The following is a 15,348-nucleotide window of genomic DNA, read 5'->3' as shown; positions in this document are numbered from 1 at the left end:
TCTCTCTAGAACTCTTAATCGTGTTACCTATTTTACCATGTTTCAGACAAAAGAAAAAGCCACACTACATGAAAATCAGTGAGCTTTTCTATCAGATAAGCATAATTGATATTGACCGATAGTGATGATTAGAACTCCAGTAGCTTAAAACGCTTCAAGCCAAAGTAAGTCAGCACTCCCGAATACAATACCGTCACAAAAGTGGATAACGATAAAGTAACCAAGAGACTACCCCCTTCGAAAAGATAACCAATATCACCTGCAGGGAAAAAAGCAGCAAAACCAAAAATTCCCAAAATCGTTGAACCAATCGAATAGGTAAAAGCCATCGTCATCGTTAGACCAATACCAAAATACAAGGACATGACCGTAGCCAAACATACACAGACAATCATATCAAAAATCAGTCCCATAATCACTTGTACAAGAGCAGCATTGCCCCCAGGAATAGATGACAGGAAAATCATATCCGCATAAGGCATATGACCAATGCGTAAATAGTAATACAGCCCAAATACAAGGAAGAACAATCCTGTATAACTAAGGATAATCATAACCAAACTGAACAATTTGGCCAAAAAGATGTCCTTACGACTAATATCCTTATAGAGAAACATGGTATGGCTATCAGCTTCTGTCCTAAAAACAGTAAAGGTTAGATAAAACAAGGCTAGAACAGGTAAGACAAAATCAATCGAAGCATCAAAAATGAGAGGAAACAAATCAGAGAATGCAAACTTTGACCCATCTGACGTAGATGGCACCAGAAAATTTGACCCCTCAGGTAAAAAAGTTGATACCAAAAACAAGGTCGGATAGAGCACCGAAAAGGATAAGAATACCTTAGTCTCTTTACGCTTCCAGATACTCTCGAAAACAGGTAAAACAATACGATACATTACTATTCTCCTCTGCTAAAGATTTCTTTCAAGTGGTTTTCTTTTATAGATATCCCCTCAATCCACTGATGACTAGCTAAATAGCTTAATAGCGTATTCAAGTCATCTGATGTTACCTGTGTTGACACCTCTAGCTTTTCACCATCAAACATCATACCTTCACTGAGATAAGCTGATAAATCCATTTCTAACGCTTCTGCACGAAGATGGACAAAGATACTTGGTGCTGATTGACCGTCAAACGCATCTGCTAACTCACCTTTTTCAATATAGATATAGCGCTCACAAAGAGCTTCCAATTCACCAAGTTGGTGGCTGGAGATTAACATTGAAATCTGACGTTGGCTTGACCACTCTTTCAAAATGTCAATCAACTTTTGGACACCGATAGGGTCTAAGCCGACAAAAGGCTCATCCAAAATCAAAAAATCAGGTTCAGCTACCATGGCAATAGCTAGTGCTGTACGCTGTTTCATCCCAAACGAGAAGCCTTTAGGCTTACGATGACGAGCATCCCATAACTCCAGTAATTTCAAAGTCTTTTCAATATTGGGAAGAAACTCTGTTTTACCATGTAGCTTTAAATAAAACTTCAGATTATCCACGACTGACATCTCAGGATAGAAAACAGGGTCAATCATAATCCCAAAATCTGACAACAAATTATCAGCGGTGTTGATATCAACACCCTTATACATAATCTGACCTGTTGTTGGTTTTAAAGACTTGGCCATCAACTTCATCAATGTTGACTTACCCGCCCCATTTTTACCAATCAGACCGACAATCTCACCTTTCTTAATCTCTAAATTAACATCCTTGAGTGAGTAAAAATCATTTCCTGCGAATTGTTTTGATAAATTTGTAATCGTAAGCATAGCATTCTCCATTTCTAGTATTCAATCTTATTAAACTGACGACGTGCCGATAAATAAGCCCATGTGATATAAAGGACACCAAGAAAAACACTGATGCCAAAGGCTGGCCCGAAAGACAGTCTATCAATCAAGGTCGGATAGGTATTGGGGAAAATATATCTAAACCCATTAAGCAAAGGAGCTACTTGTGCCATTATATTAAAGAGAATACCTATCAAAACCCCTATCAAACTCGTTTTCTTAAGGGAAACTGCAGCCACAAGTGTTATCAAAATCACATGAATCATCACTACTGTTAGGATTTGTAAAAAGACCTGTCCACCATCCTGTCTCGGAAAAATAGCGACAGCTGTCTGTGGCGCAATAGAGAGGAAGTAAATCACTGTCGTTACAATAAAGGTTCCTATCAAGTAAATCACGTACACCAAGTATAGACTAAGGAGTTTCGCATTTAAAATCGTTGAACGCTTGATGTCCTTGTACAAAAAAAGTAAACCTGAGTTAATCTCATCACGAAAAACAGATGATACAATCAAAGAAAACACCAGTGCTGGCAACACCAATTGGTACTGTGTTTCAATGATCGAGGCAAAAAAATTAACCAGACTGCCTGTAACATCCTGTCTTAACTGACCTTCCATCACTCCAGACAAGGCTGGTATAATCAGCGGTAGGAAACTGAACGATAGTAAAATATTAACATCTCGTCTCTTAAAAACAGACCGAAATACAGATATTAGTAATGTCATTGTCTGACTCCTTCATCACACTATTGATTTAACACGATTAAGTATACGATATAACAAGATGTTTTAGTGCAAAATGTCATAAATGGTATTTATTTTGTAATGAATGGTTTATCGCCACAAAAAAATAGGCATACTTCTGATAAAAGTCACAAAAAAAGAATGGGAACAATCGTTCTTTCGTCAAAAACGATCTTATCCCACCCTAAAAAGACAACTAGAGTAACACCAAAGCACCCAATTGCTCGACTTATGATTGTCTCAACACTAGCCTTAAGACAACCTCATCTAAAAACGACTTACTCCCACTGTCAGCTCTTGTCTAAAACGATAATTCTGACTGCTTGTCATCAGGCTCATCTGAGGGTACTTATCCACAATGGTTTTGACTGTTGCCAGACCTATACCCCTATCTGCACCCTTACTAGAATGCCCATAGTCATAGATTGTCTTGGTATTGACCCGTTCCTCAAAACTACTATTTTCAATTAAGAGAACATAAGTCGTCCCATCCTTAAAATAACTAAACCACAATTCTGGAGTGGATGCTTGACTTGCTCCTTCAATCGCATTATCCAAAAAGATAGACAAGACTTTCAACAGCTCAATCACCTCAATACCTTCTGGAATATCAATTGCCTTTTCGACCTCAACAGATAGACTAATGCCCTTAGATTGTGCCTCAATCATCTTAGCTGACACAATTGATTTCATAGCAGCATGTTGTAGATTCGCTAAATTGGCAATGTCATAACCGCTTTTATAAAACAATTTATCAGAATCTGCCAATACCGAACGGTAAATCTTTTCAATCGTAGCCATATCCTTGTGCTTGATAGCTTCATTGAAACTAATCAGCACATTAGTATAATCATGTCGAAATCCTCTAATTTCCTTGTATAAGGACTCAATATGATGACTGTAAGCCATCATAGCCGCTAGCTGATCTTCTTTACTTTCCCTTACCTCCTCCTCTAAAATGTCTTTCAATTTTAAATTCGTGTAGATAATAAAACCAATGAACAAAAAGAGCTGAGACAGATTGAGATCAATACTAAACTCCGTTGAACCAAGTCCCATAGTAATTGACGCTTCCCGATCATTACCACCCCACACCAGGATAGAATGCAGTAACACACTATAAAACAACATTGAGGCATTTAACAAACGCACCAACCAATGAAATTGCGGATAGTAAAAAAGCTGACGAACAATGTCAAAATCAATCCGAAAAACTTTGACAAACACTAAGTACATCCCCAAAAACAAACTTAAGCCAATCACAATAAAGAGATAAGCCTCAAAGGAGTCCGCTGGATAAGAAAAAATAACCCGTTTCAACTCATAGAAACCCGACATTCTCTGGAACAAGTCCACCGATGAAAAAGGGAGAAGACAGTAAAACAGATACTGATTCAAGCGCCATCTCGGTCTCAGCCAAAATGCCAACAAAAAGAGCATGACTGGCTCTATGTATAGGAAAGTTTCTGATAGCAAAACAGCTATTAAACCAACCAAAAAGGCAAAAACAAACCGAACACTCGTCTTCACCTTCTGTTTACTCAATTGGCTAAAGAGATAAATCTTTAGGAGCATATCCAGACCAAACAGAAATACAATAGATATCATCGCTTCTCAACCCTTTCAATCAAGCCTTTCAGTTTTAACCGCGATACGAGACATGACTCGTCATTATCAAAGAAAACCATGTGTTTCAGACGATCAATCTTGACGATATTATCAGGATTGACCACATAAGCCCTATGGCTTTGGTAAAGACGCTTGTCCGCCTTGGCAATATCTGAGACCTTGCCATAAAATTCCATATGACCCGTCTTAGTCGTCAACACAATCTTATGTACCGTAGCAGATGTCTCAAAGTATAAAATATCTGAAAAAGGCACCTGAATATGTGAATGCTCACTCTTAAAGACAAAGGCATCCGTCGCTATAGAGGTTTTCAATGTCGCATAAGCATGTTCTAAAACAGACGAGATAGCTTCTTGAAAATCCTCATCCGAAAGCCCCTTATCAATAAAATCTAAAGCAGAAACACGATATTTATAGGTCAGTGGCATAAACTCTGAATGCGTCGTCACAAATACAATCAACGCACTTGGGTCTCTAAGACGAATCTCCTGAGCCGTCTCCATACCTTTTTTCTCTTCGCCCTTGATCTCAATATCTAAAAAATACAGATTATGAGCACCCGTCTCCTCAATGGCTTCAAGGAGTTGTTGCGGTTTGCCAAAAACAGACAAGCGACGATACTTCTGACCACGCCTTGTCGTATATTGCCTAATCGCCTCTTCCAATCTCCCCTGTTGGTATAAATCATCCTCTAATATGACAATCCTTAACATTCACTCATCCTATCCTAACTATACTATGCTATTTATTATAACATAACGAGACGACAACACCCTATTCGCCTGCAACTATGCCTTCCACATTTTCTGCTAAGTATGCTATACTAATAGGTGAATTGACAAAGGAGGACACAATGACACAGACACTCAATTACATTACAACCCTCACTAACATTCCCTCACCAACAGGCTTTACATCACAAATCATGGATTATGTTATGGCTGAGGTCAAAGGCATGGGCTACCAAGCCACACGCACCCACAAGGACGGGGTTTTAGTGACAGTCAAAGGGCAAAACGATGACCAACATCGCTTGCTCACTGCCCATTTGGACACCCTTGGCGCTATGGTACGAGCTATCAAACCTGATGGCAGACTCAAGCTAGACCTTATCGGCGGGTTCGTTTACAATGCTATCGAAGGTGAGAACTGTACTATCCATATCAGTAAAAATGGTCAGACAGTCTCTGGAACAATCCTTATGCACCAAACTTCTGTCCACGTCTATCGTGACGCTGGCACTGCTGAACGTAACCAAGCCAATATGGAAGTCCGTTTAGATGAAAAGGTCACAAGTGCCGATGAAACACGCGCACTCGGCATTGAGGTTGGCGATTTCATTTCCTTTGACCCTCGCACCATCGTCACAGACACAGGCTTCATCAAATCTCGTCATCTGGACGACAAGGTTTCAGCGGCTATTCTCCTCAACCTGCTCAAGACATATGCCGAAAACAAAACCGTATTACCATACACTACTCATTTCTACTTCTCATCTTTTGAAGAATTGGGGCACGGTGCCAACTCAAGTATCCCTGAAAAAACCGTTGAATACCTAGCGGTTGATATGGGAGCGATGGGGGATGACCAGCAAACAGATGAATATAGCGTCTCTATCTGTGTCAAAGATGCGTCTGGCCCCTACCATTTTGGGCTTCGTCAACACATGGTTGCTCTTGCTGAAAAGCACAATATCCCTTACAAACTGGATATCTACCCCTACTATGGTAGCGATGCTTCAGCAGCCATGCGTGCTGGGGCTGAAGTTCGCCATGCCCTACTAGGTGCCGGTATCGAATCAAGCCATTCTTATGAACGCACTCATATTGATTCGGTCAAGGCTACTGAACAACTCGTCGATGCCTATGTCAACAGCGAAATGATTTAACCACCCACAACATCACCAAAAAGCCAATGCAACAAGACCCGTAAACCTTATAGCATTGGCTTTTTCTTATGACTTCATAATAGAAATTGCTTTAAATGTCGGCTATCACAACACCCTCCAAAGCTAAGAGCTGTCGCTTACGCTCTAAGCCTCCTGCATAACCTGTCAATGCCCCCTTAGCACCTAAAACACGATGACAAGGAATCATTAGTGACAATGGGTTATGCCCAACCGCACCACCAATCGCTTGGGCAGACATACTTTTAACACCCATTCGCTTAGCAACACGTTGCCCTAGCTCGCCATAGGTCATCGTCTGTCCGTAGGGAATCGTCAGCAATTCAGACCAGACCATTCGCCTAAAACTGCTTCCCCTAGCCTTCAAGGGAGGCAACTCTGGGAGGATTTGCTTTGAAAAATAAGCCTCCAACCATGCGAGAGCTTTGACCAAGATAGGATGATGGTGTGAGACAAGACTATCTTCTGAGAGCCCGTTCCCGTAATACTTAGCACCTTCAAACCATAGGCCCAACAACCCATCGTCATCACAAGCCAATAAGATTTTTCCTAAGGGTGACTGATATATCGTCGTATAAATCATACCATTCCTCCACCGATTTTTCTTTGACAAGGTCACTAGTTCAAGCTATAATCAAGTCATCACCCATTAGTCAAAGGAGTATTATGCAAGAACTACCTCTAGTTTATATCAGTCTGACTGGAAATACCAAAAGTTTTGTCACGCGCTTAAAAACCTACTTGGAACAACACCTCTCTATCCCTATCATACCGATCAATATCAAAGAGCTCAACCACCAAACCTTTCCCATCACCACATCATTTGTCGCTTTCTTACCCACTTATTTAGAAGGTGGCAACGGCATTGATAATGGTGATGTAGAGATCTTAACTAATCCACTAGGGGACTTTATTGCTGCCCATGATAACCACCTCAACTGCATGGGAATTGTTGGCAGTGGCAATCGTAACTTCAATGATCAATTTTGCCTAACAGCTCGCCAGTATAGTCAGCGTTTTGGATTTCCTGTACTTGATGAATTTGAACTGCGTGGACTTCAAGACGATGTTGAACGAATTGGGAATAAAATCCTAACTGTGATCGATAACGTTTAGTGTGTTATATAAAAACAATCATCACAAACAACATCAAAAGAGTGAGAGAAAATCAATGTCTAAGACATTACGATTTTCTCCCACTCTTTTCGTTTTGCCATTAGTTGAAAGACACTATAACTAATTTTAATTATGTTTTGACAACTCTAAGGCGTAACTCACAGCGCTAAGAGCATACAAGGGAGCAGTCTCTGCTCTTAAAATACGCGGCCCCAAAGCAACCTTGATAGCTCCAGCCTGTTCAAACAAAGCAAGCTCCTCCGGCGAAATACCACCTTCTGGCCCAAAAATAAATAATAAGCGTTCACCAGCTTTAGCAGATTCTTCATAGGCAAGAAAGACCTTATCAAATCCGGCTAATTTAGCCAAAAATGCCTGCTGTGTCTCAAACAACCTAACATCTGGCACCTTGTTGCGATGACTTTGTTCAGCTGCTCCTTGGGCAATCTTAGCCAGCTTTTCTAGCTTTTTAGCTAACTTTTTACTATCCCACTTGACCACTGACCATTGACTTGGAAATGCCCATAGCCCACTCGCTCCTAATTCTGTCGCCTTTTGAGCAATCCATTCTAACTTATCACCTTTAGGAAACGCCGAAGCAATCACAACCTCAACAGGTAACTCAACATCATCAGGCAAAGCCTCAAGCAGTTCAAATTGATATGACTTATCATCTCGGACTTGGGAAAGGTATTTGACCCCATTATCAAAGACCAAAACCACCTTATCTCCTTCTGATAAACGCATCACCTGAAACATATGCTTGATGGTATCCTTATCACTAATCGTAACAGGATTTTCAGGTAGTACGCCTTTGACAAAATACTGTTGCATCTAGCCTCCTATCACTCCAGAACGGTCTTTCGTTTTCTTAAAGACACAGGCATTCCATTCCCCTTGAATCATGTGTGTTTCGAGGAAAAACCCTGCCTGTTCAGCCGAAGCCTTGACCATCTCCCACTTCTCTGAAATAATCCCTGACATAATCAAATAGCCCTCATCCTTGACCAAACGATAAGCATCCTCAGTCAAATGAATTAAGATATCTGCCAAAATATTAGCCACAATCACATCAGCTTCAACATTAATACCTTTTAACAAATCTCCTGTTGCCACTTGGATATTAGTCATATTGGGATTAAGAGCAATGTTTTCTTTAGCCACACGTACAGCCACATCATCCAAATCGTAAGCATAAATGGATTCCGCCCCAAGTAAAGAACTAGCAATCGACAGAACACCTGAACCTGTCCCCACATCAATCACTGTCTCGCCACCACGCAAGACTTGCGATAAGGCAAATAAGGTCATTTTAGTGGTTGGATGCGTCCCCGTTCCAAAAGCCATACCAGGGTCCAATTTAATGATTTTTTCATTAACCTTAGGCTCATAATCCGTCCAAGACGGAACAATGGTCAAATCATGCGTAATACGAGCGGGTTCATAGTAAGCCTTCCAATTGTCAGCCCAATCCTCCTCTGCCAATTCCTGACGAAAAATCTGGACTTCTCCTGTATTCAAGCCGTGTTCCTGAAGCTCATTTAAACGGGCTAAGATAGCCGCTTCAAGTTCTGTCATCTCAACAGTATCAGGATAATAAGCGGTGATACGAACCGTCTCAACCTGTTCCACCTCAGGCACAATCTCCCCAAACAAGTCCTCTTTCCCAATATAATCGGCACTATCATCAATCGCAACACCACTTGCCCCTGCCTCAATTAAAATGTTCGAAACAGCCTCCTCAACCTCACGTCTGATTTCAATTGTCAATTCTTGCCATTTATCCATTGTCATCACACATCCTCCATTAGTATCTAGGATAAGGGTGAAACACTGTCTCTACCAAAGTCTCAAGTCCCTCATCAAACGCTTCCTCTGGCCAAACCATCGCAAACTCCTCTGCTGCTTCATCTGCTAGGAAATCCATCAAATCATCCAGACCTTGCTCTGCAACCTGATTAAGCGTATCCACAAAGTAAGCAATCCACTCTTTGGACAGACCTTTTTTAGGATCATACGGTAATGTCACCAAGTAGTCCTCTTTATCAAAATGACTCTTTTCAGGATGATAGAACAAAACAAATTCTTCCAAAACAATATCTTCTGTCACAACTTCACCATCCATGTCAACAGTCTCTACATGACTGGCATTGTTAGCCTCTAAAACAAAACTCACCTCGACTGCATGTTGACGCTTATCCCAATTCATTGAAAAATCAAACGGAAAAGACTTCTCTAATTCGGTTTCCAAAACACTCAAAAAACCATATTTGCTCATACAAAACCTCTTACTTTCTGTTACCATTATAGCATTTTCAAACCAACAGTTCTATCAAAGATTTTACGAATCAGTTATGATATAATGGTTACAATTAACAAAGGAGAAAAACAATGCTCATTCGTCCTATAAAAAAAGAAGATTATTTAGATGTTCTTGAATTAGAAAATACTTATTGGACAGCTCAAACATCGCCGTTTTATGAGAATAAATTAAGCGAGATTGATTTAGTCAAGGAACAAAATAATAGATCTGGTCGATTAGTTGCTGTGATACACGATAAGATTGTTGGAACGCTAAGTTATAATCCTTACTATCCTTTTGATCAAGGTAAGCATGTCGTCACTTTTGGACTTTTAGTAGATCCGAACTATCGCAGACAAGGTATTGGTGGAGCCTTGCTACAGTTTTTCACATCCGTAGCTATATCAAAAGGGTATACCAAAATTGCCATTCATATCACAAGTGGCAATAACAGTGCCATTAAATGCTATGAAAAAAATGGGTTTAAGCAAGAAGGACAATTATCGGGGCATTTCAAGATTGACGGAAGCAGCCATGATGATCTGATTTATGGAAAACACTTAGAAGATAACTCCTATGCAAGATAATTTAGCCCTTAGAATGCGTCCTAAAACCATTGATGATGTCATCGGACAGCAACATCTGGTTGGCGACGGTAAAATCATCAGACGGATGGTGGAAGCCAACCGCCTATCCTCAATGATCCTATATGGCCCACCAGGCATCGGCAAAACCTCTATCGCGTCAGCTATTGCAGGAACAACAAAATTCGCCTTTCGAACCTTCAACGCTACCACAGACACCAAAAAACGATTACAGGAAATTGCAGAAGAAGCCAAATTCTCAGGTGGCTTGGTTCTTTTGTTAGATGAAATCCATCGCTTAGATAAGACCAAACAAGATTTTCTCTTGCCCTTACTGGAAAATGGCTACCTCACCATGATTGGCGCAACTACTGAGAATCCCTTTTTCTCCGTCACACCCGCCATCAGAAGCCGCGTACAAATCTTCGAACTGGAACCACTAGAACAAGATGACATTAAATTTGCCATCCAAAAAGCCCTCAAGGATAAAGACAAGGGTTATGATTTCCCTGTCACAATCACTCAAGAAGCGCTTGATTTTATCAGTCAATCCACTAATGGTGACCTCCGTTCTGCCTATCATTCGCTTGATTTAGCTGTCCTATCAACCAAACCTAATGACGAGGGCGTAAGGCATATTGATTTGGACACAATGGCAAACAGCTTGCAACGCAGCTACATTAGCATGGATAAAAACGGTGACGCTCACTATGACATCCTATCAGCCCTCCAAAAGTCCATTCGTGGCTCAGATGTCAATGCTAGTTTGCACTATGCCGCACGCTTGATTGAAGCAGGTGATTTGGTTAGTCTAGCTAGACGCTTGACTATTATTGCCTACGAGGACATTGGCCTTGCCAATCCAGATGCGCAAGTCCACACCGTAACAGCATTAGATGCAGCACAAAAAATCGGCTTCCCAGAGGCAAGAATCCTGATTGCTAACGTTGTGATTGACCTTGCTCTGTCTCCAAAATCTAATTCTGCTTATTTAGCTATGAACGCTGCACTAAGCGATTTGAAAAATTATGGACACTTACCCATCCCAAGACACCTTAGAGACGGGCATTATCAGGGAAGCCAAGAACTCGGCAACGCCCAAGATTACCTCTACCCTCATGATTACCCAGAAAAATGGGTAGACCAACAGTATCTGCCAGATAAACTAATAAATACAATTTATTTCAAACCCAATGATACTGGCAAATACGAAAGAGCCTTAAGCCAGATTCAAGACAATATCAACATTTTGAAACAAAAAAATCACCAAAATAAACCCACCTTGTAAAATGAAATGCAATAGAAAAGAAGCTCATCACTATATTTCTAAACCATAATGCAGGAAAATTGAAGCCAAACTTTCAGAATAATTGAAACCATCCAATAATCCGAAACATATGGTCCGAATCGCCCTACCGCCTACCGCAAACTAAAACCTAGGACTTTCGGACAAGTTAAACAGATCAATGCAAAGAAATTTGACTACGAACAATATTTCGTAGAAACTGCTCAGTTTCGATGTGTTTAACGTAGAAAAGGAATTTACTATCTGCAACTTGAAAAGTACCAACCTCAAATAAAGGATAACGTTTTCAAAAAATCACATTGGGGACTTGAAATTTTTTAAAAAAGTGGTAAGATAGGAATATAAAGTTTTGCTGTGGTATACGAATTCACTCTCATGTGTTGACCGACTATTTTTTGTATTATTCGGGAAACAAAAGTCTTTTGACAGCATGCAGGCCGTTTCACGCGGAAGCAGCTAAGTCAAAGCGAGTTGCCCACCTGCTTATTTGCGCGGGTTCAATACAAACTGTGAATCATCGGTACCAATACAGCACTTTTCCTTCCTTAGCTCAGTTGGTAGAGCAGCGGACTCTTAATCCGTGGGTCGCAGGTTCGAACCCTGCAGGGAGGATTGAATATCTCCGTAAAAACCCTTTGAAATCAAGGGGTTTTTATTTTTTATTGGCTTTTGGTCAAAATTTGGTCAAATTGAGCTTTTTAAAAGATTTACCTTAAATCCATTAACGTTCTAACATCATCAAAACCCTCTTGCTCCAACTCAAACATTAAATGACCATAAGTTTCCATCATATGTTGTATATCTTTATGACCTAAGATTTTAGCAACAACTCACATATCTACTTTCTTTGATAAAAGATAGCTTCCAAAAGTATGCCTACTACCAACCCAGATCATAGTCTTTGAAAAACCTAAATCAGCGAAAATAATCCTTAGATTTACCACTATCAATACGCAAATACTTTAAACATTCTGATATTTTAACTCCTTCTATTATGAAGAAAGATTCCCCTGTATGTGCATCTGCCGCACCATAGCAGGAACGACATTCTCGGATGTGATGGCTTGAGATATTCGGACGATAGTTTTTAGGACTCCAACATGCCCCCAGTTTACTAATCCGACCAAACTCTGCCTCATCTTGATACATAAGACGGGTTTGCTTATAGGCATTTTGTTCAAGAAATCGCTTACTTGATTTTTCCTTGTACAAAGATTTTATTTTTTGACGCTAAAATCGTTTCGGCGTCTGCTTTCTTTGGATGTTCTGGACGGGGAGTTACTTTTGTTGCTTACTGCGTAAGCTCTATCTCCCACCTCAAAGAATCTCTTGATTCTTTGACCCATCCATGACGTTTCAATAGTTGGTAAAAACCATCTTTAGTCGTCGTACGACCAAGTTTATCTTGATAAGCTCTATAGAGGGATTCAACAGTTACAAACTCTCCATTTACAGCAGAAGCTAACTGCTCACTCAAAAAAGCTTCTTCTTCTTCAACTGTCATATAAGAGTGGCGACGACCTCCTCTAGCATCTGAAACAAGGCCTGTTAAACCATGTTCTTGATATTTCTTAGTCAATCTCCAAACCGTATCATGTGAGACATCAAGCATATCCATAATGAATTTGTAGGGAGTTTGATTTGCCCTGAGATAAACTGCTTGAATACGTTTGTGATAAGGTGCTAAGTTTTTATCTTTTAGAGCTGTTTTGAGCTCTGTAATCATTTCGTTAGTAAATTCCATGTTTCTACTATACTTCAGTTTTTGAAATTAGTTAAGTATTAATCGGTTTATCTCATGATACCATTTGGCGTTTGGTAAAAAAATATAAACAAGAAGGTCTCTCTTCTCTAACCTATGATGCACGAGGAGGCCGTCATTGTTCTTATCTCACATACGAAGAAGAAAAAGCGTTCTTAGAAGAACAGTTTGTTGGTAGTACTTCAGGACAGTTTGTCACCATTGCAGAGATGCATGAGGCTTATCAAATTAAAATCGGGAAAGAGACAACCCGAGAAGGATTTTATGCGCTGCTGAAGCGTCACGGTTGGCGCAAAGTGACACCAAGACCCGAACACCCTAAAAAGGCAGATGCCAAAACGATTTTGGCGTCTAAAAATAAAATCTACTTTCAAGAAGACAAGAAAGCGCTTTAAGTATAGCCGTCGTTACCATAAAGTCAGACTTATGTACCAAGATGAAGCAGGGTTCGGATGGATTAGTAAAATTGGGAAGGCATGGGCACCAAAAGGAGTGCGTCCCCATGTTCATAGCCACTATGTCCGAGAATACCGATACTGCTATGGTGCTGTCGATGCCAACACAGGGGAATCTTTCTGCATCATTGCTGGGGGTTGCAATACCTATTGGATGAATGCATTCCTCAAGCAATTATCTGAAACCTACCCTAATGACTATATCTTACTTGTGATGGATAACGCTGTATGGCATAGATCACGGACCTTAGAGAAGCCTGCCAATATTGGCTTTACATTCATTCCACCTTATACGCCTGAGATGAATCCGATTGAGCAAGTCTGGGCTGAGATTCGTAAGAGAGGATTTAAGAATAAGGCCTTTAAGATGCTTGATGATGTCATTGATAAGCTACAAGAGGTGATACAAAGCCTGCAGTGGTCTGTGTTGAAAACTATTGTTTATAGAAATTGGTTGTTTTCAGATTTTGATATTTGATGAGTATAAGTCAGAAATAGCCTTATAAGTCAAGTTTTGTGAGCGTAAATAGACCGCTTGAATTCGTTTGTAATAGGAAGAGAGCTGCTTATCCTTCAAGGCTGACTTGAGTTCTGTGATTTGATCTTGTGTAAATATCATATAAGTATTATATATCAGATTTTGATTTTTGTTAAGTATTGTCTTGGCCCAAACCACTTTTTTAAACTATTTTTTCAAAAATAACACAGAAAACAAAAAGACAAACTAGTAAATGAGCTAGTTTGTCTTTTGTCTGAAACAAAGTTTAAAAACCTGGCTCTATAATTTCTGTAGTGGGTAACTCCACCATAGAGATTATAGGGCCTTTTGAGTATCAAAAAGTCCCATATGACCTATAATGAAAAGCAAGCAAACCATCATTAGAAAGCCTCATATGGAATAAAGAACTAGTCGGGGGAGTGACTAGTTCTTCCCGAGCCTAAAAATAAAAAAGCGAGGAGTTTATCACAAACCTACTCGAAATAAAAGACCCTAATATCACTATCTTGGATTATAAAGAGGCGGGAACACATAAGGAAATCATCGCTAAACTGGACTATCCCGCCCCAAAATGCCACCATTGCCAAGGTCAAATGGCCAAATACGACTTCCAGAAAGCATCCAAAATACCTTATCTAGAATGTGCCGGCTACAAGACACTAATTCGATTGAGAAAGCGACGTTTTCGCTGTTATGACTGCAGAAAAATAACCGTCGCTGAGACCTCTCTAGTCAAGAAAAATCACCAGATACCTGTCATCCTTAATCAGAAAATTGCACAGAAACTCATTGAGAATGTAACCATGACTGCCATCGCTCAAACCCTAGCTGTATCAACCTCAACGGTTATCCGAAAGCTAAAGGAGTTCCAATTTAAGACAGACCTGAACCACCTACCTGAAAAGATGTCTTGGGACGAGTACAGCTTCAAGAAGGGGAAAATGAGCTTTATCGCACAAGATTTCGACTCGCTAAAAGTGATCGCTATTCTGGATGGGAGGACACAGGCAACTATTCGCAATCACTTCCTACGCTATCCTAGTGCTGTCAGAAACCGTGTCAGAGTCATTACAATGGACATGTTTAGTCCATATTATGATATCGCTAAGAAACTTTTTCCTAACGCTAAAATTGTCCTTGATCGCTTTCACATCGTACAACACATGAGTCGCGCTATGAATCGTTTGCGCATACAAGTCATGAATCAGTTTGACAGAAAGTCTCATGAATACAAGGCATTCAAAC

The 15,348-nt window shown here is 40.2% G+C and carries 16 protein-coding genes, 1 tRNA gene, 1 other RNA gene and 1 pseudogene; 8 read left to right on the top strand and 11 right to left on the bottom strand.

Features of this window, described 5'->3' with window-relative positions; all coding sequences use genetic code 11:
- Positions 1–128: 128 nt before the first annotated feature.
- The 5 genes from ACVRZH_RS00900 to ACVRZH_RS00880 form a co-directional block, all read right to left on the bottom strand.
- Positions 129–899, bottom strand: a complete 771-nt coding sequence (locus ACVRZH_RS00900; RefSeq protein ID WP_447453448.1) for a hypothetical protein — start codon at positions 897–899, stop codon at positions 129–131.
- Between the two features lie 2 nt (positions 900–901).
- Positions 902–1,777, bottom strand: a complete 876-nt coding sequence (locus ACVRZH_RS00895) for an ABC transporter ATP-binding protein (RefSeq protein WP_447453447.1) — start codon at positions 1,775–1,777, stop codon at positions 902–904.
- Between the two features lie 14 nt (positions 1,778–1,791).
- On the bottom strand, positions 1,792–2,526 hold the full coding sequence (locus ACVRZH_RS00890; protein ID WP_447453446.1) for a hypothetical protein: 735 nt from the start codon (positions 2,524–2,526) through the stop codon (positions 1,792–1,794).
- 285 nt (positions 2,527–2,811) lie between these two features.
- Positions 2,812–4,152 carry a GHKL domain-containing protein gene (locus ACVRZH_RS00885; protein ID WP_447453445.1) on the bottom strand — a complete coding sequence of 447 codons (1,341 nt, stop codon included), beginning with the start codon at positions 4,150–4,152 and terminating at the stop codon, positions 2,812–2,814.
- The gene (locus tag ACVRZH_RS00880) at positions 4,149–4,886 is read right to left on the bottom strand and encodes a response regulator transcription factor (protein WP_447453444.1); all 738 of its coding nucleotides are present in this window, start codon (positions 4,884–4,886) and stop codon (positions 4,149–4,151) included. The genes ACVRZH_RS00885 and ACVRZH_RS00880 overlap by 4 nt, the downstream gene beginning before the upstream one ends.
- A 140-nt stretch (positions 4,887–5,026) precedes the next feature.
- Between ACVRZH_RS00880 and ACVRZH_RS00875 the strand changes: the two genes are divergently transcribed.
- Positions 5,027–6,061: a M42 family metallopeptidase gene (locus tag ACVRZH_RS00875; protein ID WP_447453443.1), complete on the top strand. Its 1,035-nt coding sequence runs from the start codon at positions 5,027–5,029 to the stop codon at positions 6,059–6,061.
- A gap of 91 nt (positions 6,062–6,152) precedes the next feature.
- Here the strand turns inward: ACVRZH_RS00875 and ACVRZH_RS00870 are convergent, their stop codons facing one another.
- The gene (locus ACVRZH_RS00870) at positions 6,153–6,662 is read right to left on the bottom strand and encodes a methylated-DNA--[protein]-cysteine S-methyltransferase (protein WP_447453442.1); all 510 of its coding nucleotides are present in this window, start codon (positions 6,660–6,662) and stop codon (positions 6,153–6,155) included.
- Between the two features lie 83 nt (positions 6,663–6,745).
- On the opposite strand from ACVRZH_RS00870, the gene nrdI reads away from it, so the two are divergent.
- On the top strand, positions 6,746–7,195 hold the full coding sequence (gene nrdI, locus ACVRZH_RS00865) for a class Ib ribonucleoside-diphosphate reductase assembly flavoprotein NrdI (RefSeq protein ID WP_447453441.1): 450 nt from the start codon (positions 6,746–6,748) through the stop codon (positions 7,193–7,195).
- 126 nt (positions 7,196–7,321) lie between these two features.
- On the opposite strand, the gene ACVRZH_RS00860 is transcribed toward nrdI, so the two are convergent.
- From ACVRZH_RS00860 to ACVRZH_RS00850, 3 genes are read right to left on the bottom strand one after another with little or no spacing between them, the layout of a single operon-like run.
- Complete coding sequence (locus ACVRZH_RS00860) at positions 7,322–8,029, bottom strand: RsmE family RNA methyltransferase (protein ID WP_447453440.1); 708 nt, start codon at positions 8,027–8,029, stop codon at positions 7,322–7,324.
- A complete protein-coding gene (gene prmA / locus ACVRZH_RS00855) occupies positions 8,030–8,983 on the bottom strand; it encodes a 50S ribosomal protein L11 methyltransferase (RefSeq protein WP_447453552.1) in 954 nt (317 codons plus the stop codon).
- A gap of 19 nt (positions 8,984–9,002) precedes the next feature.
- A complete protein-coding gene (locus ACVRZH_RS00850; RefSeq protein ID WP_447453439.1) occupies positions 9,003–9,473 on the bottom strand; it encodes a DUF3013 family protein in 471 nt (156 codons plus the stop codon).
- A 113-nt stretch (positions 9,474–9,586) separates the two neighbouring features.
- Here ACVRZH_RS00850 and ACVRZH_RS00845 point away from each other — a divergent pair, with 113 nt between their 5' ends.
- The 4 genes from ACVRZH_RS00845 to ACVRZH_RS00830 all read left to right on the top strand — a co-directional run bounded on the left by ACVRZH_RS00845 (position 9,587) and on the right by ACVRZH_RS00830 (position 11,999).
- Positions 9,587–10,084 (top strand): GNAT family N-acetyltransferase, encoded by a 498-nt coding sequence (locus ACVRZH_RS00845; protein WP_447453438.1) that lies wholly within the window; start codon positions 9,587–9,589, stop codon positions 10,082–10,084.
- Positions 10,074–11,369, top strand: coding sequence for a replication-associated recombination protein A (locus ACVRZH_RS00840; protein ID WP_447453437.1), 1,296 nt, complete (start codon positions 10,074–10,076; stop codon positions 11,367–11,369). The genes ACVRZH_RS00845 and ACVRZH_RS00840 overlap by 11 nt, the downstream gene beginning before the upstream one ends.
- Before the next feature lie 364 nt (positions 11,370–11,733).
- Positions 11,734–11,926, top strand: a non-coding RNA gene (ssrS, locus tag ACVRZH_RS00835) — 6S RNA.
- Positions 11,927–11,999 (top strand) — tRNA-Lys (locus ACVRZH_RS00830). It begins immediately after the preceding RNA gene.
- A 303-nt stretch (positions 12,000–12,302) separates the two neighbouring features.
- Here ACVRZH_RS00830 and ACVRZH_RS00825 read toward each other — a convergent pair.
- A complete protein-coding gene (locus ACVRZH_RS00825) occupies positions 12,303–12,599 on the bottom strand; it encodes a hypothetical protein (protein WP_447453436.1) in 297 nt (98 codons plus the stop codon).
- Between the two features lie 79 nt (positions 12,600–12,678).
- Positions 12,679–13,131 carry a helix-turn-helix domain-containing protein gene (locus tag ACVRZH_RS00820; protein ID WP_447453435.1) on the bottom strand — a complete coding sequence of 151 codons (453 nt, stop codon included), beginning with the start codon at positions 13,129–13,131 and terminating at the stop codon, positions 12,679–12,681.
- Between the two features lie 41 nt (positions 13,132–13,172).
- Between ACVRZH_RS00820 and ACVRZH_RS00815 the strand changes: the two are divergent.
- Together ACVRZH_RS00815 and ACVRZH_RS00810 are read left to right on the top strand one after the other, a co-directional pair.
- A pseudogene (locus ACVRZH_RS00815) lies at positions 13,173–14,082 on the top strand (IS630 family transposase); the annotation flags it as partial.
- Between the two features lie 485 nt (positions 14,083–14,567).
- The coding region (locus ACVRZH_RS00810) for an ISL3 family transposase (protein WP_447453551.1) at positions 14,568–15,348 on the top strand (781 nt) is incomplete at its 3' end.

Source organism: Streptococcus fryi, assembly GCF_053206505.1.
Note: the sequence above shows the minus strand (reverse complement) of the source record. Positions and strands in the feature narration are given on the sequence as shown.